We start from the raw sequence: 25783 nt of genomic DNA on the forward strand, positions 1-25783 counted from the left end.
TTGAATTTCGTGATGTCACTATGGCGATGGTTTATGAACGATTTGTTAACTATATATGTCAGTTGTGTGAAACCTGACTTTCAGCAAAGGGTTGCGATGCACAAAGACAAACCCCGCCTCACGGCGGGGTTGTTTTAACAGACTGCTTTGGCGGATTACTCGGCGTATTGCAGGACCACCTTATACACAGCAGTTGTGCCACTCACTTCATTACCGGTAAGCAAGAGCACGTCGCCATTTGGTGACTGGTTCGCGGGTATCACAGTGATGTCCTCAATCCCCAGGTCACCGGCGATAGCCAGGTTGGTTTCCGGGTCCAACACCCATTCCTCTCGGGTGTTGAGGTAGTCCACAATCGACGGCGACTGCGGATTGGTGATGTCAAACACCATGACACCACCCATACGTTCAAGACCGAGGAAGGCGAACGTGCGATCACCAAAGGTGGCCGCTGTTACCGCTTCCGGCTCTGGCCCCTTGTTATCCGAACGGTTCAGGAACGAATCACCGGCACTGTGGTTCGAGTTGAAGAACTCAGCACAGGGGATATCTCGCTGCGACCCGGCAAGGCAGGCATCACTGGCCAGATACTGCTCAACCATGTCGCCGGAATCCCACACCAGATCACCATCAGCCGACCAGATCGCCATGGAACGGCCACCAAATGCGTAAACCGCATCGTACATCAGGCGGTCACCATCCATGTCCTCAACACCGGCGGTGTTGAACATCACGGGGTCACCGTTTTCATCGGTGCGGTAGCCCATGGTCCAGGTCACCGTGAGGCGGCCCAACTGTTCATCTTCCCGGCAGCCGCCCGGCTCACCGGCACTGGCGCCGCAGTAGTCGAACACCTCAGGGTTCAGCAACGCCCCCTTGGCCAGATCGTAGAGCTGTGGCGGCATGTCATCGCCCAGGCGGCGCTCAAAACCGTTCCTGTGGAACAAGTGCTTGAATCGTATTTCCTCGACAAAGCCCTGATTGGCATCACCACCAAAGGCAGGGTCTTCCGAATCTTCAGGCCCCCAATAGGCTGGGTTATCCTCACCCCAGGCCCGGGCATCGCCCTCGTTGGCGGTCAGGATGTATGTCTCGCCGTTGCTGCTAAAGCTGGCGATGGCATCCGGATGGTACATACCGAGAATCCCCGGCCAGGGTTTGATGTCGATGGCATCGTTACTATCGCTGGCATCCAGACCCTGACCTTCAGCACCATGATCCTTGTAGCCCAGCGGCAGGATCTCAGTGATGGTGGCCGAGGCGATGTCCACTTTCGCGAGTGCGTTGTTCTCCTGCAACGCCACCCATGCAGTGGTGCTGTCGGCGTTCACTGTGATGTACTCCGGCTCCATATCCTGGGCGACACTGGCACCCGGACCGAATACCCGAACACCATCCGCCACCAGCTGCGCTCTCTGGCTATTGAAGGCGGTAAAATCTGCCGTTCTGACCTGCAGGTTGTCAGGGTCAGTCACATCAATGACTGAAACAGAGCCTTCCGGATCAATCTGGTAGTCGTCACTCGGTTCGCCCTCATTGGCGACCAAAAGGTATTTGCCATCAGGCGTGAACGTCAGCATATCCGGCTGAGCACCAACCTCTACAAAGCCGCGCAGGGACAGCGTCGCAGCATCGTATATGGCAGCGAATCCCGGCTCTGTCTTCGGAGAAGACTCGATCGCGACGGCAACGAGTCCGTTCCGGACCGCGACACTGTTAACAACCGCATTATCAGCAATGTCACCAACCGTCAGGGTATCAATCAGCGTTGGTGTTGATGGGTCACTCATATCCAGCACGTTCAGCGATCCTTCCAGAGCGTTCACCACAAACGCTCTGCGGCTGGCAGAGTCAAACGCCGTTATCTCTGCGGCACTTTCACCAAATACACCAGAGCTATAGCGACCTACGAATTCGAGGGTCAGGCCGGTGACTGCAGGGGGTGCCTCTACTGGCGGCGTACTGTCGTTATCGGATGACAGGCAGCCGCTCAACAAGACAGCCGAGACACTGATAGCCAGCAGTGATGGTTTGAAAATGGTTTTTGGGTTTTGCACGGAACGCTCCTTTGCTTTGTTAGAAAACTAACTCGGTAGCAAAGAAACCTATTTCACCGCTGTTACAGGATCGGGAAGGAAATAAGACAGGACAATGACATATTAATGAAAGGCGCATGGCGGCCTGATGCCACCATGTGCCCTTACAGACGTATTAAGACAATCTACTGACCAAGGTAACTCCGGTACATCCACACCGTTTTTTCCTGCTGGGAGATGTAATCACTCATCAGGGCAACGGTGCCTTCGTCTTGAGCCTCGCCGGCCAGATTCAGAAGATCACGCTGCTTGGCGATCAGTTTCCCGAAGCTCTCTACGATGTTGCCCACGGCTTCTTTGCCATCAGACACATCCTTGCGCTCAGGCACATCGGACTTCTCAATGTAGGTGCTGTAGGCGTGCGCCGGGCGGTGGCCCAGGGTCAGAACACGCTCGGCAATCTCATCAATCTTCAGCAACAGGTCGTCATACAGCTCTTCGAACTTGGCGTGCAGCTCAAAGAAATTGTCGCCCTTGATGTTCCAGTGATAGCCACGAACGTTCATGTAAAAAATCTGGTAGTTGGACAGCAACTCATTAAGCGAGTCTGCCAGTTTCTGGGTCTTTTCCGTGTCCAGACCAATAAAGTTCTTACCCATATTGAACCTCCTGATTCGCGTTTTGGGTTTATCTGCCAACCACTCTACTCAGTCGTCGGCTATAGCTGAAGTTTAGTTCTTCAATACTTGCGATAGCATAAGATTATATCAAAAACCAGAAACCCATAGGCCGATGCTATCGACGATAATCACAAGATCTATTTGGAAATAATTCTCGTTTGGTCTTCAATACACCCATAGACCCTACGAAAACGGAGTTGATCATGAGCGCACTGAAACTGTTCGTTCACAACCACAGTGCCAACGGTGACCAGTCACTGTTAAAAACCATCACCTTTGCAATCACGCACTTCGTGGTGGCGTTCTCCGTAGCCTATCTGCTGACCGGCGACATTCTGATCGGCAGCCTGATCGCCATGGTTGAGCCGACCATCAACACCGTTGCCTACTTCTTCCATGAGAAGATATGGGCACGGTATCAGAGAAATGCAACCGCCAGGCCCTTGATCGTACGGCACAACACGCCCTGAAACGGCTGATTCAGATCAATTACGGATATAACAGAAGCGGGCCGGCTCAGACGCCAGGCCCGCAATCCATACAACCCTCAGCAGGTTCCGGCCCCAGCCTGAGGTTTCTGTTGAGGTTTTTCAGGGCGGTCCTCAACCCTTCTTCAATCACCGGGTGGTAGAAAGGCATTTCGAGCATTTCACTGATGGTCATTCGCTTCTGGGCACACCAGGCCAACAGGTGGGCAATGTGTTCCGCCGCCGGCCCGAACATTTCCGCGCCCATGAACAAGCCGCTGCCATGCTCACCATACACACGCAGCAAACCGCGATTCCTGCCAATCACTTTGCTACGGCCCTGGTCCTCAAAGCTGACCTCCCCGATTGCAAAGCAACCCTGACCCTTCTCGTCCACCTGATGAATGGTCAGCCCGACCGAGGCAATCTGTGGGTCAGAGAACACCACGGCCAACGGCGTCTTGCGCAAGCCGGTGCGTACATCGGGCCAGGCAGCGGCGTTATCCCCGGCGATACGGCCTTCATCTGCCGCCTCATGCAGTAAGGGCCGGTGGTTATTCACATCACCCGCAATAAAAATATGGCTGTCGCCACAGCGCAGTGTGAAGGGATCAAACTCCGGCATGCCCCGGTCATTCAGTTCAATGCCGGCATTCTGGATATCCAGGTTATCCACATTGGGGCGACGGCCTGTGGCCGCCAGCAGGTAGCCAAAGGTTTCCTGATGCTCCTCGCCATTCTCAAGCCAGGTGATGTGAACGCCTTCACCAGTGCGCTCGACCCGACGAGTCTCCGCCTTCAGGCTCAATGCCAGTTCTTCACCAAACACGCCCTTCGCATAGTCACGGATTTTCTCGTCCCGCAGGCCGCCAATACCACCGCTGACCCCAAACAGCCGAACCCGCACGCCCAGCCGGCTCAGTGCCTGGCCCAATTCCAGGCCGATGACACCAGGGCCGAATACCGCTACAGATTCCGGCAGATCCTGCCAGTCAAACACATCGTCGTTAACGATTAACCGGTCCTTGGCTTCTTTCAGGATGCCCGGCACGTTAGGTCGGGAGCCGGTGGCAATGATGATGCGATCGGCATGCACTTCGGTGTGTTCGCCAACCACCAGCCGGTGGCTGTCGACAAACCGGGCATGGCCCATCAATCGGTGTTCCTCCGGCAGTTTTTCCATGGACCGAACCACCGGTGCCACAAACTTGTCCCGCTCTGCCCGCACCCGCTCCATCACCAGCCGGCCATCAATCCGTACATCACCCGCCAGTACACCGAACTCATCGGCGGTTTTCAGGTCGTGGGCTCTTTCAGCAGCGGCAATCAACAGTTTACTGGGCATGCAGCCCACCCGCGCGCAGGTGGTGCCGTACCGTTCTCCCTCGATCAAAACCACATTGTCGGTGGCTTTACGAACCCGCTGGTATGCCACCATGCCGGCAGTCCCGGCACCGATAATGGCCACATCCACTTCACGCTTGTTCATTTTGCCTCCCGGTAAGCTAGAATTCGGCAGTTAAACTGAAAGTATAGAAACCTTATCATTGCCTGACAGGTGAAGCTGGCAAAAAATCCTCAGCAGTGTGCAGGTTTACCTTCAGTACGTTCGTCTGGCAATGACTATACCCGGAGATCTCAGGTGCAGAATTACTGGCTGGAATTTATGACGGTGGCACTGGTTCACTTACTTGCGGTGGCAAGCCCGGGCCCGGATTTCGCGATCGTTTTGCGCCAGGCGCTCACCCAGTCCCGACGTAATGCCTTGCTGAGCGCAACCGGCATTGGCATTGGTATCTTGCTGCATGTGGGTTATTCGTTGTTGGGCATTGGTTTCATTATTCAGCAGTCGGTGATGCTGTTCACCGTACTGAAGGTGGTGGGTGCCCTGTACCTGTTGTGGATTGCCTGGCATTGCCTGCGAGCAAAACCCGGCGGCATTCATGTGGATGCCAGGGGTAGCAACGAGCAAACCGGTTGGGCGGCGTTCCGGCTCGGCTTCCTGACCAACGTGCTGAACCCCAAGGCCACATTGTTTTTCGTATCTCTATTCTCGGTCATCATTAACCCCGGCACCCCGGTGCTGCTGCAGGCGGGCTACGGCCTTTATATGGCTTTCGCCACCGGCCTCTGGTTTGCCCTGGTCGCGATATTCTTTACCCACCCCCGTGTCCGCCGGGGTTTCAACCGGTTCGGACACTGGCTCGACCGGGCCATGGGGGGCATCCTGGTGCTGCTGGCCGGGCAGCTGTTGCTGTCTACAGTGAGCGGATCAGAGCCTCCGTCTGCTCCCAGCCCAGGCACGGATCGGTAATCGAGCAGCCGTAGATCAGCTCTTCACCGTCATCCTGCCTGCCGAATTCCAGGAAGCTCTCCAGCATCAGCCCCTTGATGTGCCGGTTGCCGCTGCGCTTCTGGGCCATCACCTCCCGGGCGATATCCACTTGCCGCTCAGCCTGTTTGCAGGCGTTGTCGTGGCTGCAGTCCACCATCACTGCCGTCGACAAGCCGGCTTTCTCCAGTTCCGCCACCGCCTTAGCGATGCTCAACTCATCGTAATTGGTCACGCCCCGGCCACCGCGGAGCACCAGGTGGGTGTCCGGGTTACCGGAGGTAGAGATCATCACCGGCGCGCCGTTATGGGAAATACCCATATGGTGGTGTGGGTGCGAGGCAGACTTCATGGCATGGCTGGCCACGGTAATGCCGCCATCGGTACCGTTCTTGAAGCCGGTGGGCATGGGCAGGCCGCTGACCATTTCCCGGTGGATCTGGGATTCGGTGGTGCGGGCACCGATGGCGGTCCAGCTCACCAGGTCACCCAGGTAATCCATCATGAACGGGCTCAGGGCTTCCGTCGCCAGCGGCAAACCCAGCTCAGAGAGCGCCAGCAACAGCTTGCGGGAACGTTCCAGGCCCTGCTTCAGGTCGCCCTGGCCGGTGCGCTCGGGATCGTATAAAAGGCCCTTCCAACCCACCGTGGTGCGTGGTTTTTCCAGGTAGGCGCGCATTACTATCAGGAAGCGATCACTCACCTCGTCCGTCAGGGTTTTCAGACGGGTAGCGTAATCCAGGGCGGCCTGTTCATCGTGAATCGAACACGGACCCATCACAATCAGGGTTCGGTCGTCCTGACCGTGCAGTACGGCGCGGATCTGCTCACGGTAACTGGCAATGGCCCGAACCAGGTGCTCACCGGCAGGAAACTGCTGGCGCAACTCGCCCGCGGTGGGCAGTGTGGCTTCCTGTCGGTGCTGGTAGGCACTTGCGATTTGCTCGCCCAGCGTTTCGGATTTCAGCGGCATGTTCATGTCTGTGTTCCCGTTTCCCTGTGTCAGAATCAAAAAAGCCCCGGCTGGGCTACCAGTCGGGGCTTTTTCGAGTCCGGTGGCAGCCTGGGTTGCTTGCCGGGCTGCCTTCCTCGTTAAATTCGGTCGATGAAGATCTTATGGGCGGCCCGGGCTCTGGCTAAAATAAAAGCCATAACCAAACCACCAAAAATACACAGCAGAACCTGCGGCCTTCAGTTTCGCACCGAAAGCTTTCAAAACATTCAATTGACAGGCTGCGTGTGTGGTCTTCATGCTTTTCACTATAACCCCGCGGTTTTCAGATTGGCAACCCGCAATCCGGAATATTTTTGGCGGGTATGTGTAACGGCTCCGGAGGCCCCGATGACTGAACGCACGACCCACTCCATCACAACCAGCCTGTTGGCACTGGTGTTTGCCCTGTTTTCAACCCTTGCCCTCGCCCAGGAGTCTCGCGTTTACCAGCTCAACAACCGCACCTCTGCTGACGTTGCCAACCAGATTAAAGAACTTTATCAGCAGGCTCCCGTCTCAGTCTCCGCCCGGGGACAGCAACTGGTGGTTCGTGGTGAGCCGGGATTGCTGGATGAGATTGGCATGCTGATTGAATCCATCGACGTACCACCCGTGCAGATGCGTATCAGCGTTCGCTACCGGCAGGACATCGGCGGCAAGCAGTCCGGCGGTGGCGTGACGATTTCCGACAACCGGGCCGGCGCCAATGTCGAACGCCGCACCATAAGCACCAATTCCAGCACTGAACGGCAACTGGTGGTCCAGGATGGCCAGTCCGCCCACATCACCTCCGGCAATGTGCGCACCATACCGTTTGCGGTACAGGGCGGGCGCAACCCGGCGGCTATTCTGGAGCAGGTGGAAACCCGCAGCGGCTTTATCGTGACGCCCCAGGCCATCTCAGACCAGACCGTGGAACTGAACATCGTATCGTTTGAAGAAGATCCAGCCAGTATTCAAGGCTATGAAACCGAAGCCCTGATGACCATTCGCCGGGTTGAACCTGGCCAGTGGGTAACCCTGGGCGGCACCAGCACGTCCCAGAGTCATCGTCAGGATGGCATTACTTACCGGGTAACCGGCAACCGCTCTGAAAACCAGTCGGTGGACGTGAAAGTGGATATTCTGCCCTGATTACGCTGCCCGTTTACCGAGCAGCAGGTCCCGGGCCTCGTTGAGCTTGGCCGCCAGGTAATCGTTACCACCCCGGTCCGGGTGTACCTTGAGCATCAGCCGCCGGTGGGCCGCGGTCACTTCCTCCCGGCTGCAGCCGGGCTTTACTCCGAGGATGTCGCAGGCTTCCTGTTCGGTCATCGGGCCCTGAGCCACGGCTTGAGCTCCGGCATTTGACGTTCCACCCGGCGCTGGCCCTTCGTTATCACCCATCGCCCGGCGAACCAGGGGGGCAAACTTCAACAGCGCCGGCAGCTTGCGCAGCAACGGAATGATCGCCGCTACCGCCGCCGTCAGCACATGTACCCGACCGGTCAGCACCATAAACAACAACAGGGCGCCACCCACCACCAGAACGGCCTTCCATATGGCGGCTTTCTGGCCTTCCGGTGACAGGGCACCCCATTTTTTCAAGATGACAAACACGGCAGCCGCCAGGGCCAGGCCGAGAATTAGCTGCATTCCATCCTCTCACCCGTTTCTATCTTGACTGGATCATAACAGATACACATCCGCGCCATTATGTATGTGAAACTGCGGTTTTACATCCGTAAAGGACCAGCAACGTCATCGTAGTTTCATCGCAGTATATATACTGAGATTTCAAGGCAAACTGGTGACAAACAGGAGCGCTTTTTGTAGCATCCTATTGGTTATCGTTAAGCCGACGCATTCTCAACAAGCGTCCGCCTGTCGCCGCCCCCTGATGCGCAAGGAAAGCTGTCAGCCTTCCCATCCCGGCGACGTTATCCGTTTAAAGAAACCTAGCCCAGGAACAGACCTATGCGTACCGCATCCCGTTTTGTCATCGTCATCATTTTTCTGGGTGTCGTCCTCGGCGGCATCTTCGGTTACAAGTTCTATGAATTCGGCCAGATGCAGGAGATGTTCTCCCAGCCACAGCCCCCAGCCATCATTTCCGTGACCGACGCCACCACTGAAAACTGGCAGCCGAGTATCAAGGCCGTGGGCAGTGTGAACGCCATTAACGGTATCGAGGTGGCCAACGAGGTGCCGGGGGTCATTGAGTCCATTAACTTTGAATCCGGCGATACCGTGCAGAAAGGTGACGTACTGATTCGCCTGGATGCCGCCATCGACGAGGCGGCGCTACGTACCCGCCGGGCAGAAGCCCAACTGGCTGGGCAGGAGTTCAAGCGGGTGTCTGACCTGCTGCCCAAACGCGCGGTATCACAATCACAGTTCGATGAGGCCAAAGCCAACTACGACGCCGCAAGGGCGCGGGTAAACGAAGCCGAGGCACAACTGGGCAAAAAGGTGATCCGGGCACCGTTTGACGGCACCCTCGGTATCCGCATGGTCGACCAGGGTCAGTACATCCCTACAGGTACGCCGATTGTCGAGATCAATATGCTGAACCCGATCTACGTGGATTACACTCTGTCCGAGAAGTACCTGCCCGAGGTTGACCGGGGTTACCCGGTAACGGTCACGGTGGCCGCGGTGCCGGATGAGGCATTCAGTGGTGAAGTCAGTGCCATCAACACATCGGTCAACCCGGAGACTCGTACGGTTCGCATCCGCGCCACCCTCAACAACGAAGATGGCAAATTGCGCCCGGGAATGTTCGCAACGATTCAAACAGGCCAGCCCAGGGACAACGAAGTGGTCACGGTCCCCAGGACCGCCATCTCCTATAACACTTACGGCAACTTTGTGTTCGCCGTGAAGGAGAATGATGACGGCGAACTGGTCGTTGAGCGCCGTACCGTCACCACGGGCGAGGTCCGGAACGAACGGGCTGCGGTTCTTTCAGGCCTTGAACCCGGCGAGACCGTGGTCTCGAAGGGTCTGCTGCGGTTGCGGGCAGGCCAGCGGGTAGAAATCCAGGACGAGTCCGGGCAGGAGGCGTCTGAGTAATGAAATTCACCGACATTTTTGTCCACCGGCCGGTGCTGGCCACCGTGGTCAGCCTGCTGATTCTGCTGATCGGTGCCCGGGCAGCCATGGAAATGGAAGTCCGCCAGTACCCGAAACTGGAAAGCACCACGGTAACGGTCACAACCGCTTACCCTGGGGCCAGTTCTGACCTGATCAAGGGCTTTATCACCACGCCCCTGCAACAGGCCATTGCTGAGGCCAGCGGCATCGACTATCTGACCTCTACCAGTTCCCAGGGCGTGTCAACGATTCAGGCCAAGATGGTTCTGAATTACGATGCCAACGACGCCCTCGCTGAAATTCAGGCCAAGGTTGCCAGCCAGCGCAACGTGCTGCCCGGCGATGCAGAAGACCCGGTGATCACCTCCACCACCGGTGACGACACGGCCCTGATGTATATTGCTTTCTACAGTACCGAGCTGGAAGTCCCCCAGATTACCGATTACCTGACCCGCGTGGTTCAGCCCAAGCTGCAGGCGCTGTCTGGCGTTGGCAAGGCCCAGCTGCTGGGGCGTACTTTCGCCCTGCGAGTGTGGCTGGACCCGGAGCGGCTGGCCGCGGTGGATCTGACTCCGGTCGAAGTGGCAGACAAGCTGCGAGCCAACAACTATCAGGCCGCTGTCGGCACTACCCGGGGCCAGTACACCGAGATTGCCCTGACCAGTGATACCGACATTGCCGATCCGGAAGCCTTCCGTAACCTGGTGGTCAAGCAGCAAAACGGCACCCTGATTCGGTTGCGGGACATTGCCGAGGTGGAGCTTGGCTCTCAAACCTACAATCAGCTGGCGCTTTATAAGGGCGAGCCAGCCACCTATGTCGCCATCGAACTGGCCCCGGGGGCCAATCCGCTGACCGTCGCCGGCCTGGTAAAAGACGAGTTACCGGACATCGAAAGCCAGCTACCCAGCGGCCTGAATGTGCGCCTGGCCTACGATGCCTCCGACTTCATTGAAGATTCCATCAACGAAGTCATCCGTACCCTGCTGGAAGCCATGCTGATTGTTCTGGTGGTGGTGTTCCTTTGCCTCGGCTCGATTCGAGCGGCCATCGTGCCGTCTGTGGCAGTGCCGCTGTCGCTGATTGGCGGCGCGTTTATCATGCTGATCTTCGGTTTCTCCCTGAACCTGCTGACCCTGCTCTCCCTGGTGCTTGCCATCGGGCTGGTGGTGGACGATGCCATTATCATGGTGGAGAACGTGCACCGGCACATTGAGCAGGGTGAATCACGGTTTGACGCTGCCCTCAATGGCGCCCGTGAAATGGCCACACCGATCATCGCCATGACCACGACGCTGGTGGCGGTGTATGCGCCCATCGGGTTTATGGGCGGTCTGGTGGGCTCGCTGTTTACTGAATTTGCCTTCACCCTGGCGGGTACGGTTGTGATCTCCGGCATTGTTGCCCTGACACTCTCACCCATGCTCTCCGGCAAGGTGCTGAAACCCCATGGCAATCCCGGACGCTTCGAGGTGCTGGTTGAAAAAACCTTCAATGGCCTCGCCAATGCCTACAAAGCTGCGCTTACCTCGTTGATGCAGACCAAGTCGGTGGTGGTGTTCTTCGCCGTCGTGGTATTGGGTTCTATCTATTTTATGGTGATGATGAGCCAGAATGAGCTGGCACCCACCGAGGACCAGGGCATCCTGTTTTACCAGGGGCTGGGGCCGCAGACCTCGACGCTGGAGTATCTGTTTGATCATGGCCAGGAGGTTCAGGAGCGGATGTCCGGCGTGCCCGGCTACAACGAGGATTTCATGATTCTTGGTATCACCAGCCCGAACGCCGTGTTTGGTGGTTTCAAGCTGGCACCGTGGAGTGAGCGGGAGATCAGCCAGTTCGAGGTACAGCCCCTGCTGGATTCCGAACTCAAAAAAGTAACCGGATTGCAGACGGCGGTGTTCCCGTTACCGGCCCTGCCTGGTTCGGGTGGCGGCCTGCCGTTCCAGTTTGTAGTGACCACCGGAGGCACCTACGAACAGTTGAATGAAGTCGCCGACGAGCTTCTTGGCAAAGCCATGCAAAGTGGCAACTTCATGTTCCTGCAGAAGTCCATCAACTTCGACAAGCCCGTTACCCGCATCAACGTAGACCGGGACCGGGTGGCAGACCTGGGCCTATCCATGCGTGATGTCGGCCAGTCGCTCGCCAGTATGCTCAGCGGCGGATACATCAACCGCTTCAATATGGAAGGCCGCTCCTATCAGGTGATTCCGCAGGTGGGTAATGAATTCCGTGCCAGCCGTGAAGCACTGGACGACTATTACATCCGCGCCGGCAATGGCCAACTGGTGCCTCTATCCAGTGTGGTCAGCTTCAGTGAAGAGGTGGAACCTTCCAACCGGACCCAGTTCAACCAGTTGAACTCGCTGACTCTCGAGGGCGTTATCATGCCCGGCGTGGCGGCTGGCTCCGCCATGGACTTTATGGAGCAGGCCGCAGCCGAGGTATTCCCGCAAGGCTTCAGCTTTGACTATACCGGCGAGTCGAGGCAGCTGGCCACCCAGGGCAGCGCTCTGATGGTAACCTTCTTCCTGTCGTTGCTGGTTATCTACCTGGTACTGGCGGCACAGTTCGAAAGCTGGCGCGATCCGTTCATCATCCTGGTGTCGGTGCCCATGTCCGTCGCCGGTGCCATGGCGTTTATCGTGCTCGGCTTTGCCTCCATGAACATCTACACCCAGGTGGGCCTGATTACCTTGATTGGTGTGGTGTCGAAGAACGGCATCCTGATCGTGGAGTTCGCCAACCTGCTGCAGAAAGAGAAAGGCCTGAACAAGGTGGATGCGGTGATTGAGGCTGCGGCCATTCGTCTGCGCCCGATCATCATGACCTCCCTGGCCCTGATCTTCGCCATGGTGCCGCTGCTGATTGCGGTGGGCCCGGGGGCCGAGAGTCGGTTTGCGATTGGCCTGACCATCAGTGCAGGACTGGGTATCGGCACGTTGTTTACCGTATTCGTACTGCCGGCCTTCTACATTCTGCTGGCGCGAGACCATCATGGAACTGCGGCCGATGAGTATACGGAAGCTGACAACAACGACGGGGCTCCGGCCACATCCAGCAGCCATTAAACGCTGACTGATGTTAACACATAGCCCGCACCGGTCATCCGCTGCGGGCTATGTGGCGTCAGGTCATGGCAAAGTCGGCGGGTTCCATCACTGGCTCAACCAGCAGCCGCCGTCGCCACTGCACAGTTTCACTGGGTAGCTCGCCGAAGTGTTCCCGATACAGCGCGGCGAAGCGGCCCAGATGGGTAAAGCCCTCGTCAGCGGCATACCAGGAGATGTGTGGCACGTCGCACTGGCAATCCACCAGGCGTTTGCGCACGCGTATCAGACGACAGCGCTGATAGAAGCGATAAGGGGTCATGCCGGTTTCCCGCTTCATCAGGTAATACAGGTTACGTTCGCTGGCCCCGGAATGGTTGGCCAGCTCCTGCAGATCAAAATCCCAGTCCCGTTCGCTACGAATTTTCTCAATCACCCTCGCCAGCCTCCGGTCCAGTACTGGCAGCTCTTCGGGCAGTTCTACCCTGCCCGTTGCCAGTTGCCGTTCCAGGCGTTCAAACAGAGCGAGTGTCTCCCGGCTGGCATCCTGATGATCCTGAAAATAGTCCGCCTTCATTAGAAAACGATGGATATGACCAGCCAACGCCACGTCCAGGCCTGGCCGGGGCCATACTGGAACCAGCTCACTCACCGGATACACCAGTACCAGCCGACTGTTCTTACTGATTCTCAAGCTAAATGTTTGGCCAGCGGGAATCATGATCACCGGAAAGGCGGATACACCAGGGCCACCTTCCGACGATATCTGCGCCGACCCGTGAATGGTGGCTACCAGAAGCCTCTGAGGCATACAGCAGTCGGCAAGCAGCATATCCTGAGCGACATCAAGTACACAGACCAAACCAGCCTCTACATCAAGGGCTGACAACGAACCCACCAATCCCTGGGGACGAGTCAGGCCACAGGTTATTCCCCGGCACCCGAGCAGTTCTGTCATGGCGGCCAGCCACTCTCCACAACCTGCACCGCTCAATCGCAGGTAGGCTTCCAATTCCGGTTTGGCATTCAGAGTTCGCATATAGCTCAAAAAGGCAATTAATGAGCCTGCCGTTTTAAAGTAGCTGCGGACAAAGCCCTAGCCAAATCTTGCAAAATGCGCAAAAGCTGAACAAAAGTTATGTTTTTATTGATAGTTGTCAAAACTGCAGAAGCAGTCAGGCCAATGACAGGTCGGCCAGTGGCGTCGGCCTTGCCAACAGAAAGCCTTGACCACGATGGCAGTTCAGTTCCCGCAGCCTGCGGCGCTGCTCTTCCGTTTCAATACCTTCGGCAACGACCTCCAGATCCAGCGCCTCGGCTATGGCTAGAATGGCTGACACGATGCGCGAGTCGCGACCATCCGGCCCGAGACGCTGGACAAACTGACGGTCGATCTTCAGAACATTGACCGGCAAGGCATGCAAGTAAGCCAGAGATGAGTAGCCGGTACCAAAGTCATCAATGGCGACCATGATGCCCCGGTCCACAAACGACTGGAGCTTGGCGAGGCAGCGGCGCGACAGATTCATCAGGTTGGTTTCGGTAATCTCGATTTCCGGGCACCACCCCCGGGCCTCCAGGCTTGAGAACAGCGGCTCCAGCATCGGCTCCAGCCGCCCGTCCGAAATCTGCCGGGCGGAAATATTAATCGCTAGCCGACGCCCACTACCCCAACCGACTTCACATTGCTGAAGGTCCTCTATGATGTGCCGTACGAGTTGTTCCGTAAGCTCATGTATGTGGCCACGCTGCTCTGCCACCGGGACAAAATCCGCCGGCGATACTGCGCCGAGTTCAGGGTGGTGCCAGCGCAACAGGGCCTCCAGCCCCACCATGGAGCCGCTTGCCAGGTCGTACTGGGGCTGGTACACCACGGAGAACTCCTCCGGAGCGACCTTGAGCGAAGCAATCAATGCTTCAGACAAGCGCTGATGGAACTGCCCCTCTTCACCGTCCACGGCGCTGTAGATTCGATAACAGGCGCGGCCTGAGAGCTTGGCCGCGTGCATTGCACGATCAGCATTTTGCAGCAGAGCCGAAGCCGTTTTCCCATGCTTTGGAAACACCGCAGCCCCCACAGAGGCCGACAGGAAATGCTCCCGGTGCTCCACCAGCATTGGCGCCTGGAATATCCCGCTCATGCGCTGGCAAACCACGGGTAACTCAGACTCATCCTCCAGCTCAACAATGGCTGCGAACTCGTCTCCGGATAGCCGGGCAACTACATCCCCATCTCGAAGCACACTCTTCACGCAGGCCGCCGCCTGCTGAAGCACTCGATCACCACAGTCGTGGCCATGCAGATCATTGACTGCTTTGAAGAAATCCAGATCGATGTAAACTACGGCGAAACAGCCGTTGCCTGCCTTGCGTTGTCCGACCCTTGCTTTCAGAAACTCCTGGAACAGCGAGCGATTTGGCAGCTCGGTGAGCGGATCATAGTAAGCCAGAGACGCCAGACGCTCGTTACTGGCAGTCAGCTCACCAACATCCATGAAAACGCCGGCAAACAGCCTCTGTCCCTGGTAGTCTACCGGGTAGATATTGAGCCACTGCGGATAGTTCTCGCCATTTTTGCGCCGGTTCCAGATCAGTCCCTCCCAGCATCCGGTCTGGTTCAGGCTGCGCCACATGGTCTGATAGAACTCGTGCGAATGCAGCCCGGAGCTCAGCACCGATGGCTTCTGCCCCACGACTTCTTCTGCCAGATAGCCGGTCACCGCCTGGAACATAAGGTTGACGTAGGCAATCCGGGCATCGGGTGTTGACAGCATGATGGCCCTCGGGTGGTTGTCCACCAGGGCCTTGAAGTCTTGTTCTTTCAACACCTGCATTGTCTGTCCCCCATCCATACCGGGCCCGCCGAAACCAAACACGTTTGTTTCCAGCATAGGGACAAACTGTCGTAAACCTATCCATATCCTGCAAAAGAAACCAGCCTTTGACCAAAGGAGTAGAAAAATGTGACTCGTATTTGGCGATTTGCAATATTGGGATACCCCGCACACGGCGACAGGTCGATAGTGTTCCAGCGAGTTCGATAAAAAGATCCCAGGAGCGATCCATGCGCAGGAATGAACCGGTCACCGGCAAAGAGCGCGACTTTCCCGCTCAATACCACTTGATCACCACCACGGATCTTAAAGGCAAGATCACTGCCGCCAACGATGAATTTGCCGAAGTAGCAGGGTTCTCTGTTGATGAACTGATCGGCCAGCCCCACAACATGATTCGCCACCCGGATATGCCCCCGGAAGCCTTTGCGAACCTGTGGCACACCATCCGCGGTGGTGAGTCCTGGCGCGGAATCGTCAAGAACCGCTGCAAGAACGGCGATCACTACTGGGTAGATGCTTACGTCACTCCGATCATGAAAAATGGTGAACTGGTTGAGTTCCAGTCCGTGCGCTCACGGCCTACCCGGGCCCAGATTCATCGCGCCGAGAAGGCCTATGCCGCCTGGCATGAAGGCAAATTACCGCGCCGTTTCCAGGCCGTCAGTCCTCCGCTGATGTCCAAGCTCGCTTGCCTGTATGGCTCTTTGGCTGGCGGCCTTTTGCTGTTCGGGCTGGCCGAGCTGACGCTTGCCCATATGCTGACACTGCAGGCATTAGTGTTGGGCGTTTTCGGCGTGCTGTTCTGGCTGACCCTTCCAATGATGCAAACCGCCCGCGATACCTGCTGCGAAGCTCACCCGGTTATGCCCTGGATCTATACCGGCCGGCGGGATGAAGGCGCCTGGATAGAATTCGACCGGCAAAAGCGGGATAGCACCCTGCGGGCGGTCTCTGCCCGAATGCACGCCAACATCGGTAAGCTGCATGGGCGCAAGCAGCGCACCATGGAGTGGGTTTCCAGCTCGGTCAGCAGCATCCGCAGCCAGCAAACGGATATCGAGAACATTACCCGAGCTTTCGAAGAGCTGGCCCAGAGCGTTCAACGGGTTAACGAAATGACCTGCCGCACTCAACAAGCCAGCGCAGATGCCCGGAAATCAGCGCACCAGTGCCAGAGCCGCATGGAAGGCGTGAACGAGTCGATATCCAGGCTTCGCAACCGCCTGGCCGACGCCAATCAGGAAATGGATAAATTGGCCGGGCAAAGCGACACCATCAGTGTGGTACTGGAAGTGATCTCCGATATTGCGGAACAAACCAACTTACTGGCTCTGAATGCCGCTATCGAGGCAGCACGAGCCGGTGAATCCGGACGAGGCTTTGCCGTGGTCGCCGATGAAATACGCGGGCTGGCCCAACGCACCCACGAATCCACCCGCCGTATCGACACCATGATAGAAAACCTGCAGGCGGAAACCCGGACGGTAGTCGGGGTAATCATGGAAGGTGGCGAGGCTTGTGAGCAAACCGCCACGATGGCCCGCGAGGCAAGCGAGGCACTGGGCACCACCCTGAAAGACATAGACATTATCGATGACTGTGCCCGGGAAGTGGCCGGAGCCTCCGAGCAGCAGTCGGCCCTGGCACTGCAGGTAGAGCAGCAAGCTGAAAACCTGCTGCATTTGGGCAATCAGTCTGTCAAAAGCAGCGAAAGCGCCCACCAGGAATCGGAACAACTGGGCAACAACGTGGACCAGGCACAGCTGCTGACCAGTCATTTTCTAAAGATGCTTTGTGATCGCTTGCTGCCCGCTCAGACCAGGCAGGTCAAACAGCAATTTCCCGAGGCGGCGCAATAGGGTAGTCTGGCGATCTGTCGGCTGGTGAAACCAGCCCAACCCACAAAAGCTCAGGATCGCCAGCACCTTGACCCTCGGAAATCTTTTCTGGCTGTTTGTCGCCGGTTTTGCCATCTGGTACTGGTGGAAAGCCAAGGACATCAAAGACTTCGTGCTACAGGCCGCACACCGTTACTGTAAGACCATGGATGTGCTGTTACTGGATGATGCCGTTTACCTGCGCGGGCTCTGGTTCAAACGCGACCGCAACGGAAAACTCCGGGTATGGCGCCGCTTCCTGTTTGATTTCACCACCACTGGCGAAGAGCGCTATACCGGTCGCATCATCATGCTCGGCCGACAGATTGAGCACATGGAACTGGAACCCCACCGGTTCTGAGCCCAGCACACGTACACCCTTTCACCTCACCCAAATGGGCGATTACGCCAGACCCGACCGCCGGGCAATACTCCTCGTTGCATTACGACAACCAACAAAAACAACAGGAGTCTTTTATGCGAATTGCCATGCCTTTCCGGCTGATGGCCGCGGCCCTCATGCTGGTATTCTCAATGGTGAGCCACGCCAGTTACACCCAGACCCGCCACCCGATTGTGCTGGTTCACGGTGTGACCGGTTTCAACACCATCGGTGGTCTGGTCAACTATTTCCATACCATCCCCTGGAACCTTGAGCGCAGTGGCGCAAAGGTCTACACCGCCAGTGTTTCGTTTGTGAATAGCAGTGAACAGCGCGGACAACAGCTGGCCAACTACGTCAACAGTCTTGGTCACTCCAAGGTCAACCTGATGGCCCACAGCCAGGGCGCGCCCACCTCCCGGGTAACCGCCTCCCTGATTCCCCACCGCATTGCCTCTGTTACCTCCATCAATGGTGTTAACAAGGGGTCGAAAGTCGCCGATGTCATCCGGGGCATACTGCCTCCCGGCAGCTACGTGGAAGGTGGGGTGGACGCCATCGCCAATGCTCTCGGCGGACTGATCAACGCTCTGTCCGGTTCCAACAACCCGCAGGATGGCGTGGCCGCGCTGGAAACCCTCACCACCCCGGGCACCACCAGCTTGAACAACGCCCTGGGCTGGAAAGGGGTTAACCGAAATGCCTGCGCTGGCACCGATGAGGACGTCTGGATCAACGGCAACCGGGTGAAGTTCTTCTCCTGGACCGGGCGCGGCATCTGGACCAACGTGTTCGACATCACCGATCCGTTCCTGGGCGTAACCTCTCTCGCCTTCGGCAGTGAGCCTAGTGATGGCCTGGTGGGCGTTTGCTCCACCATGATGGGCAATGTGATCGGCACCCACTACGACATGAACCATGTCGATGCCATCAACCACCTGCTGGGTGCACGCTCACTCTGGACCAATCCGGTCAGCCTGTACCGCAGCCACGCCAACCGTTTGAAGAACCGCGGATTGTGAGAACAGTATGACGAACAAACCCATCGCATTGCGTCGATGGGTGCTTCCCGGGGCGCTGCTGGCCGTTGTGGCCGGCAGTGGCCTCTGGTGGGCACTGACGCCGCAAGCAAACATGGTCACCGCCAACACAACACCTCAGCAGGCAACTGAAAAGACCGCTCAGCCGTCTGGTTCAGCCAGCCATGACGGGGCACCCGTTGACGCCCCCACCCCATCGGTTACTGGAACCCGAACTCCCGAGTCGCTCGGACCAAACCCGTTTGCGCCGTCGTTGCAGGGCACTGATATAGATGGCGTTCTACAGGCCGACGACAACGGTCAGCTGGTGGTGAATCTGGAGGTCAGGGATTTCTTCGATTATTTCCTGAGCACCGTCGGCGAGGTATCACCCGAAACCGCCATCGGCCAGATTCAGCAAATGGCCCGCCAACACCTGCCAGAACCCGCCGCACAGCAAGCCCTGGCCCTGCTGGATCAATATCTGGCTTACAAACAGGCTTCGCTGGAAGTCATGCAAACCGAACTGGACCCGGCCCGCCAGCATGAACCAGCCTATCAGCTTTCTGCGCTGGGTAATGCCCTGGCTCAGCTGAAGGGTCTGCGGCAACAAACCTTCGCACCCGACGCTCATCAAGCCTTCTTCGGCATGGAAGAAGCCTACAGCGAATATACCCTGGCCACGCTTGCCATTCAGCAGCGGGCCGACCTGACCGATCAGGGTAAACAGGCCCTGGTGGAATGGCACCGCAACCAGCTGCCAGACACCCTGAAATCCACCGAACAACGGCTGGAAGCCAGCGCACAACAGCACCAGGAACGGGTTCTCGCGGTGGAGTCGGCCACCTCCCCGGAAGCGGCGGGACAACGACTCACCGAGCTGGGGCTTGATCGCCAGAGCGTTGACGGCGTGGTCAGTTACCTCCAGCAACAGGAAGCCTTCCAGGCTCGGTTCGAAAGCTTCCGGAAGGACCTGCAAAGCAGCGTTGCCGGCGGTCTCGTGGACGCCGAACAACAGCAACATCAGGAACAATTGTTACAGCAACACTTCCAGGATGAACAGGAACAGACCTGGGCAAGACTGAAGCTGCTGGATCAAAGCTGATCATAATGTGCGGAAGCGCCTGAACTCGGCGCTGCCGCGTATTACAATCGGGCGAAGACGCAGTAGGACCCGATATGAACGCTGAACAAATCCAACAACAGCAAGCGCTGGGCTTCAGGTCTCTGAACTTTACCCCCAGGCTGGAGCCCGTTTACCGGGAATCCAGGTCAGCCATGATTCGGCAACGGGCAAGGCCGGTGTCAATTGCCGGCCTGGCCCTGTACCTGGTCTATGCGATCGTAGACATTCTCACCCTGCCTCCGGAGCTGGCCAGTATAACCGCCGGGGTTCGCCTGGCCGTGGTCTGTCCGATAATCATCCTGGTGCTCATCCTCGCCTATCAGGACAAGCCTTCAGACCAGACGTTCGAGAAACTGTATACCGCCGCCTACCTTGTTGGTGGTGTCGGCGTGATCGCCATCATCCTTGCGGCCCGAAAACAGGACTATCCGCTGCCCTATGAGGGCATGATCCTGATGCTCATGTTTGGCTATTTCGCCATGGGCCTTCCTTTCAAAACTGCCGCTGTGGCCTCCAGCCTGCTGGTCATCGCCTATCTGAGCACAGAGGCCTTTGCCGGCACGCCCACCCCCGCCGTCCTGAGCAATGGCTTCTTTCTGTTGACCGCAAACGCCATCGGCATGATTGGCTCCTGGGTCAGTGAATACCGGCATCGCGCGCACTTTCTGGACCGCCAGCTATTGGACCTGATGCACCAGGCTACTGAAGCTGAAAGCCGGCGGAAGACCGAACTGATTACCGCCGCCAGCCACGATCTGCGCCAGCCATTGAATGCTATTTACATCACCCTGGAAAATCTGAAACCAGGCGAACAGGATGGCCATCAGAGCTCGGTCATTGCTCAAGTCAAAGATATGGTGGCCCAGCTACGCCGCCTGCTCGGAACCGTGCTCGACAGCGCTCGCCTGAGTGAAGGAATGATCCAACCAGAAATAGTGCCGGTCAGCCTCGAAGCCATGGTTCAGGAACTACACGACCTGATGAACGAGACGCTCGGCCAACGCAATATCACTCTGACCATTGAACCACAGCCTGCCGGTTATCCCGTTCTGGCTGACCCGGGCCTGTTGCTGCGTATACTGCAGAATCTGGTGATCAATGCGGCCGACCATAGCGGTGGCAATACCATCACCGTCAGCAGCCAATGCCAGGACCACAGGGTAAGGCTACAGGTAGCCGACAACGGCAAAGGGGTGGCGCCGGAGCTGGGGGAGCAGTTGTTCCAGCCCTACGTTCGTGGCACCAGCCCGGCGCCCTGCCCGGGGCTTGGTTTGGGGCTGACCATCGTCCGGGAATTCACCGGCCTGATGAATGGCCGGTGCGGTGTCAACTCCCGGTCTAAACAGGGTAGCGTGTTTTGGGTTGAGCTACCGGCCACTACAACCAGCCAAGCGCCCGGGCCTTGTTAACGCACTCTGTCCGGTTGTGAACACCGAGCTGGGTGAAGATCGCCTTCAGGTGGGTTTTCACGGTGTGCTCCGTCAGGTCCAGGCTTTGGCAGATGCGTTTGTTGGGGAAACCCTGAGCCAGCAGGGCCAATACCTCCCGCTGCCTTGGCGTCAGGGGAAGGTCGTCAGTAGCGAAAGCCGTCAGGCCACCGGGGAAGTAGCTCTGCCCCTGTCCCACTGCTCGCATCATTCGCACCAGTGATGCCCTGCTTGCGGATTTGGCAAGAAAACCTTTGGCACCGGCGGCCCTGGCGGCCCGCACCGTCCCTTCGTCATCGCTGCTGGAAATGATGACAATGGGCGGTTTGGCACTCTGACCAGACAGCCGGGCGAACAGAGATAGCCCCACCTCACCGTTGAGGGCGACATCCAGCAGCACCAGATCAATGTTGTCATCGTGCCTGAGGGCATCGGCAGCTTGTTCAACCGACGAGACAATGTTTACCTGCGCTGCCAGCATCTCCTGCTGAATCAGACCCGCCAGTCCTTGAGCAAACAGCGCATGGTCGTCCACCAACAGCACCCTCCCGAAGAGTGATACTGCCGATGCCGGGGCGGATTCGGCACCCCGACCAAGCGTTGTCGCAATCATTCACAGTCTCCCGCACTGTTTATTTTTGTTTCCGGGGATACGCCACTATAAGCCAGCCAGACCAATCACTCAGCGGCCTGCTTAACACTTTATTACATAGGTGCCTGTTCTTATCCGCTCACTGCAACCGACTGAAACACAAATGTCATAATTCTGAAGCATGCTTCCCCTTATTCAACCATCTGTTATAAATAGGTTTTTCAACTAATGGCGAAACCACCAAGGAAGTTTTTCACTCTCTGCCTGTTCGTTCTCGCGGCGGTCATGCTGTCTCCGGCATCCGCCCATGAGCTTGAAATTCACGGGTCGAACACCGTTGGCGCCACACTGGCCCCCATGTTGGTCTCCGGGTATCTACAGCAGCTGGGCGACGACAACCCCAGCAGCCGGCCCACGGGTGAGGAAAATGAACAGATCCTCAGTGCCAACGCCGGCGGCCGCAATCTCAGTGTTCTGGTGGCGGCGCATGGCTCGAGCACCGGCTTTCGAACCCTCGCCAGCGGCCGGGCCGGCATCTGGGCATCGTCCCGACCGGTGAAGCCATCCGAGGCCGACCAAGTGCGCGCGCAAGCCGATCTCACCGCGCTGGAAAGCGAGCATGTGATCGCCATTGATGGCCTCGCCATCCTGGTGCACCCATCCAATCCGATCAATCAACTCAGCATCGACACCATTGGCCAGATCTTTGCCGGTGAGATTCGCAACTGGTCAGAGCTCGGAGGCAGTAACCGGGCTATCACCCTGTACGCGCGGGACGACCGCTCCGGCACCTGGGACACCTTCAAATCCCTCGTGCTGGGCAAGAAATACCCGCTGGATCCTTCGGCAATGCGTTACGAATCCAATGATCAGCTCTCTGATGATGTGTCCCGAGACCCGGGTGGAATCGGTTTCTCAGGCCTGGCCTCGGTACGCAACAGCAAGCTGTTGGCAGTTTCCGACGGCAACGCACCGGCCCTGAAACCGAACCAACTGACCGTCGCCAGTGAGGACTACCCGTTGTCCAGGCGGCTGTTCATGTACACCATGGGTGATCGCACGCCGGAATTGGCCGCCCAGTTGATCGAGTTTGCCCTGGGCACCAACGGCCAGGCCCTGGTGGCCGAATCCGGGTTTATTTCCCAGAACCCGATTGCGGTGAAGCCGGACTTCGATGCCTCCGTGCCGCTCACCTTCCGTCGCCTGACCGAGAACTACCAACGGCTGACCGTAAACTTCCGGTTTGCCGAGGGCCGCACCAAACTGGACAACAAGGCACAACGGGACCTGATGCGAGTGAAGCATTATCTCGAAGCGCAAGGACGCTCAGCGGAAGACCTGTTGCTGATCGGCTTCGCCGACACCCAGAGCCATGAACTGAGGGCCCAGATGATCTCCGAACTGCGGGCGCTCTCTGTACGCAAGGCGTTAAACGAGACAGGCCTGCCCCGGGTCGCCTACACTGGTTATGGACACTATATGCCGGTGGGCGGCACCGGCAATCAACGTAACGGCCGAGTGGAAGTCTGGATCAAAGACCGATAGCACCGGATAGACAGGGGGTTCGACGAAAGTTTCGCCCAAGCCTTCGGCAATCCCCTATCCGCACTGGTATCACAGATATGTTTGGGTTTCCTATACTGCCGTTGTCACCACCAACCAACAGACCGGGACAATGGACATCAAAAAAGACCACCGCTTCGCCATCAACCTGAACGTTCGGGGCATTCAGCCCTCTTCCACCCTGCGGATCAACGAGCTGAGCAACCAGCTACGTTCTGAGGGCAAGGACATCATCAAACTTGGCTTGGGCCAGTCGCCATTCCCGGTGCCCGAGCGCGTGGTTGATGCCCTGAAAGAGCACGCCCACGAGAAAGATTACCTGCCGGTGAAAGGCCTCAAGGGCCTGCGCGAGGCCATTGCCGGTTACATTAACCGGGCCGAGCGCATGCGTTGCACCTGGGAAGACGTGCTGATCGGCCCGGGCTCGAAAGAGCTGCTGTTTATTCTGCAGCTGGCCTACTACGGTGACCTGCTGATTCCGCGCCCGAGCTGGGTATCCTATGCGCCTCAGGCGCGAATCATCGGCCGCTCGGTACACTGGCTGCCCACCCACGCGGAAAACAACTGGCAGCTGACGGCGGAAGAACTGGACATCATCTGCCGGGACGACCCGTCGCGCCCGCGTATCCTGATCCTGAATTACCCGTCCAACCCTACCGGTTGCACCTACACCGACGACCAGTTGCTGGCCATCGCCAACGTGGCGCGCAAGTACAACCTGATACTGTTATCGGATGAGATCTACGGTGAAGTGCACTTTGAGGGCAAGCATAAATCCATCGCCCGTTATTACCCGGAAGGCACCATCATCAGCACCGGCATGAGCAAGTGGCTGGGTGCCGGCGGCTGGCGCCTTGGTGCCTTCATCTTCCCGCCGGAACTGCGCCCGCTACAGGATGCCATGGCCATCATTGCCAGTGAGACCTTCACCTCCACCGCAGCGCCCATCCAGCATGCCGCCATCACCGCCTTTGACGGTGGCGAAGACATCGACGAGTACCTGAAACAGTCCCGTCGGGTGCTGAAAGTGGTGGGGGAATACGTTTACACCCGTTTGAGCGCCATGGGTGCCGTGGTGCAAAAGCCGGAGGGGGCCTTCTACCTGTTCCCGGATTTCTCCAGCTTCAGCGACAGACTGGCCAGGAGGGATATCAAGACCGCCCAGGCGTTCTGCACCGCTCTGCTGGAAGACACCGGCGTGGCCATCCTGCCCTCCAGTGACTTCGGCTTTGTGCCGGACCACCTGGGCGCGCGCCTGGCGTTCGTCGACTTCGACGGCACCCGGGCCCTGGGCCTGGCCGGTGGTGACTACGCCGAGCAGGCGCTGGGTGACGATTTCGTCAAACAAGCCTGCCCGCGCATTGTGCTGGCCATGGACAAGATGGAGAAGTGGCTGAGCAGCCTGTAAAGCCGCGCCGTGCTAAACTGGCACCCTCACGTTGTTCAACTGGGGGTGCCATGTCTGATTCCGTTTCTCTGCGCGAAATCACCGATTTTGCCGAAGCCCTGGCCAGGGAGGCCGGCGAGCTGATCCGCCACGAGCGCCAGGAAAACACCCTGCGCACCGACTACAAGCAGCAAACGGAACTGGTTACCCACGCCGATGTGATGGCCGACGAATTCATCACCGGCGCCATCCGCGAACGCTTTCCCAATCACCGCATCCTGTCTGAAGAAACCATGCCGGACCTGTCCCAGGCAGAAGAGCTGGACACGCCGCTGTGGATCATCGACCCCATCGACGGCACGGTAAACTACGCCTACGGTCACCCGCAGGTGGCGGTGTCCATTGCCTATGCGGAGCGCGGCCAGGTTCAGGTGGGTGTGGTGCACGCGCCTTTTCCGGGCGAAACCTTTCGGGCCACCAAGGGCGAAGGCGCTACGTTAAACGGCCAGCCCATTCGCCACAGCGGCGCAACCGAACCCCGGCAAAGCCTGTTTGCCACGGGCTTCCCCTACACCAAGGACAATCTGGAACCGCTGGTGCGCCGACTGGATGCGATGATTCACCAATGCCGGGACCTGCGCCGCATTGGCTCGGCGGCCCTGGACATCTGCTGGGTGGCCTGTGGCCGTCTGGATATCTACTACGAGAACGTCAGCCCCTGGGACTTCGCCGCCGCCCGCCTAATTGCCTGGGAAGCCGGCGCCACCGTCGGCCACTTCGGCGACGTGCCCGATGGCTATCCGGCCGATCTCTGGGGCCGCGACATCCTCATCTCCGCCCCGGCGGTATGGGAACCCGTGCGGTCCATACTCCGTTCTGCTTCGGGTTATGACTGAGGCCGTTTTTTTGTTTCTGCCGGTTTGGGTTGGGAGTTTA

21 protein-coding genes are annotated in these 25783 nt (G+C 57.9%); 13 read left to right on the forward strand and 8 right to left on the reverse strand.

Going from position 1 to position 25783, the window contains the following annotated elements; translation table 11 throughout:
- Positions 1–155 precede the first annotated feature (155 nt).
- Both C7H10_RS04440 and C7H10_RS04445 read right to left on the reverse strand, forming a co-directional pair.
- A complete protein-coding gene (locus C7H10_RS04440; protein WP_106693911.1) occupies positions 156–2057 on the reverse strand; it encodes a choice-of-anchor I family protein in 1902 nt (633 codons plus the stop codon).
- Between the two features lie 164 nt (positions 2058–2221).
- Positions 2222–2695 (reverse strand): Dps family protein, encoded by a 474-nt coding sequence (locus tag C7H10_RS04445; protein WP_072676187.1) that lies wholly within the window; start codon positions 2693–2695, stop codon positions 2222–2224.
- 224 nt (positions 2696–2919) lie between these two features.
- Between C7H10_RS04445 and C7H10_RS04450 the strand changes: the two genes are divergently transcribed.
- The gene (locus C7H10_RS04450) at positions 2920–3186 is read left to right on the forward strand and encodes a DUF2061 domain-containing protein (protein WP_197463799.1); all 267 of its coding nucleotides are present in this window, start codon (positions 2920–2922) and stop codon (positions 3184–3186) included.
- Between the two features lie 46 nt (positions 3187–3232).
- Here the strand turns inward: C7H10_RS04450 and C7H10_RS04455 are convergent, their stop codons facing one another.
- Positions 3233–4672, reverse strand: a complete 1440-nt coding sequence (locus C7H10_RS04455; RefSeq protein ID WP_106693912.1) for a dihydrolipoyl dehydrogenase — start codon at positions 4670–4672, stop codon at positions 3233–3235.
- A 153-nt stretch (positions 4673–4825) separates the two neighbouring features.
- Between C7H10_RS04455 and C7H10_RS04460 the strand changes: the two genes are divergently transcribed.
- Positions 4826–5497: a LysE family translocator gene (locus tag C7H10_RS04460; RefSeq protein WP_082780480.1), complete on the forward strand. Its 672-nt coding sequence runs from the start codon at positions 4826–4828 to the stop codon at positions 5495–5497.
- Here C7H10_RS04460 and C7H10_RS04465 read toward each other — a convergent pair.
- Positions 5442–6494, reverse strand: a complete 1053-nt coding sequence (locus tag C7H10_RS04465) for a 3-deoxy-7-phosphoheptulonate synthase (protein WP_106693913.1) — start codon at positions 6492–6494, stop codon at positions 5442–5444. The two genes, C7H10_RS04460 and C7H10_RS04465, sit on opposite strands and share 56 nt — an antisense overlap.
- Before the next feature lie 363 nt (positions 6495–6857).
- Between C7H10_RS04465 and C7H10_RS04470 the strand changes: the two genes are divergently transcribed.
- On the forward strand, positions 6858–7643 hold the full coding sequence (locus tag C7H10_RS04470; protein ID WP_106693914.1) for a secretin N-terminal domain-containing protein: 786 nt from the start codon (positions 6858–6860) through the stop codon (positions 7641–7643).
- Here C7H10_RS04470 and C7H10_RS04475 read toward each other — a convergent pair whose 3' ends face one another.
- A complete protein-coding gene (locus C7H10_RS04475) occupies positions 7644–8144 on the reverse strand; it encodes a DnaJ domain-containing protein (protein WP_106693915.1) in 501 nt (166 codons plus the stop codon).
- A 321-nt stretch (positions 8145–8465) separates the two neighbouring features.
- On the opposite strand from C7H10_RS04475, the gene C7H10_RS04480 reads away from it, so the two are divergent.
- Both C7H10_RS04480 and C7H10_RS04485 read left to right on the forward strand, forming a co-directional pair.
- The gene (locus tag C7H10_RS04480; RefSeq protein ID WP_061330759.1) at positions 8466–9563 is read left to right on the forward strand and encodes an efflux RND transporter periplasmic adaptor subunit; all 1098 of its coding nucleotides are present in this window, start codon (positions 8466–8468) and stop codon (positions 9561–9563) included.
- The gene (locus C7H10_RS04485) at positions 9563–12658 is read left to right on the forward strand and encodes an efflux RND transporter permease subunit (protein ID WP_106693916.1); all 3096 of its coding nucleotides are present in this window, start codon (positions 9563–9565) and stop codon (positions 12656–12658) included. Before C7H10_RS04480 ends, C7H10_RS04485 begins: the two co-directional genes overlap by 1 nt.
- Positions 12659–12716: 58 nt before the next feature.
- On the opposite strand, the gene C7H10_RS04490 is transcribed toward C7H10_RS04485, so the two are convergent.
- Together C7H10_RS04490 and C7H10_RS04495 are read right to left on the reverse strand one after the other, a co-directional pair.
- The gene (locus C7H10_RS04490) at positions 12717–13676 is read right to left on the reverse strand and encodes an AraC family transcriptional regulator (protein ID WP_106693917.1); all 960 of its coding nucleotides are present in this window, start codon (positions 13674–13676) and stop codon (positions 12717–12719) included.
- A gap of 136 nt (positions 13677–13812) precedes the next feature.
- Positions 13813–15471 (reverse strand): putative bifunctional diguanylate cyclase/phosphodiesterase, encoded by a 1659-nt coding sequence (locus tag C7H10_RS04495; RefSeq protein ID WP_106694072.1) that lies wholly within the window; start codon positions 15469–15471, stop codon positions 13813–13815.
- A gap of 230 nt (positions 15472–15701) precedes the next feature.
- Here C7H10_RS04495 and C7H10_RS04500 point away from each other — a divergent pair, with 230 nt between their 5' ends.
- The 5 genes from C7H10_RS04500 to C7H10_RS04520 all read left to right on the forward strand — a co-directional run bounded on the left by C7H10_RS04500 (position 15702) and on the right by C7H10_RS04520 (position 21287).
- Entirely contained in the window at positions 15702–17333 is a 1632-nt protein-coding gene (locus C7H10_RS04500) for a methyl-accepting chemotaxis protein (RefSeq protein ID WP_106693918.1), read from the forward strand.
- A 67-nt stretch (positions 17334–17400) separates the two neighbouring features.
- The gene (locus tag C7H10_RS04505) at positions 17401–17712 is read left to right on the forward strand and encodes a DUF3301 domain-containing protein (protein WP_058091449.1); all 312 of its coding nucleotides are present in this window, start codon (positions 17401–17403) and stop codon (positions 17710–17712) included.
- 116 nt (positions 17713–17828) lie between these two features.
- Entirely contained in the window at positions 17829–18755 is a 927-nt protein-coding gene (locus tag C7H10_RS04510) for an esterase/lipase family protein (protein WP_061330763.1), read from the forward strand.
- Between the two features lie 7 nt (positions 18756–18762).
- Positions 18763–19857, forward strand: a complete 1095-nt coding sequence (locus tag C7H10_RS04515; RefSeq protein WP_106693919.1) for a lipase secretion chaperone — start codon at positions 18763–18765, stop codon at positions 19855–19857.
- 74 nt (positions 19858–19931) lie between these two features.
- Entirely contained in the window at positions 19932–21287 is a 1356-nt protein-coding gene (locus C7H10_RS04520; RefSeq protein ID WP_106693920.1) for a sensor histidine kinase, read from the forward strand.
- On the opposite strand, the gene C7H10_RS04525 is transcribed toward C7H10_RS04520, so the two are convergent.
- Positions 21256–21918, reverse strand: a complete 663-nt coding sequence (locus C7H10_RS04525; RefSeq protein WP_106693921.1) for a response regulator transcription factor — start codon at positions 21916–21918, stop codon at positions 21256–21258. The genes C7H10_RS04520 and C7H10_RS04525 overlap by 32 nt on opposite strands.
- A 207-nt stretch (positions 21919–22125) precedes the next feature.
- Here C7H10_RS04525 and C7H10_RS04530 point away from each other — a divergent pair, with 207 nt between their 5' ends.
- From C7H10_RS04530 to C7H10_RS04540, 3 genes are all read left to right on the forward strand, one after another.
- Positions 22126–23442: a substrate-binding domain-containing protein gene (locus C7H10_RS04530; protein ID WP_244178179.1), complete on the forward strand. Its 1317-nt coding sequence runs from the start codon at positions 22126–22128 to the stop codon at positions 23440–23442.
- Positions 23443–23572: 130 nt separating this feature from the next.
- Positions 23573–24868 carry a pyridoxal phosphate-dependent aminotransferase gene (locus C7H10_RS04535; RefSeq protein ID WP_106693923.1) on the forward strand — a complete coding sequence of 432 codons (1296 nt, stop codon included), beginning with the start codon at positions 23573–23575 and terminating at the stop codon, positions 24866–24868.
- 50 nt (positions 24869–24918) lie between these two features.
- Entirely contained in the window at positions 24919–25743 is an 825-nt protein-coding gene (locus C7H10_RS04540; RefSeq protein WP_061330768.1) for an inositol monophosphatase family protein, read from the forward strand.
- The last annotated feature ends 40 nt before the right edge of the window (positions 25744–25783 follow it).

The organism is Marinobacter shengliensis, assembly GCF_003007715.1.
GTDB lineage: Bacteria > Pseudomonadota > Gammaproteobacteria > Pseudomonadales > Oleiphilaceae > Marinobacter > Marinobacter shengliensis.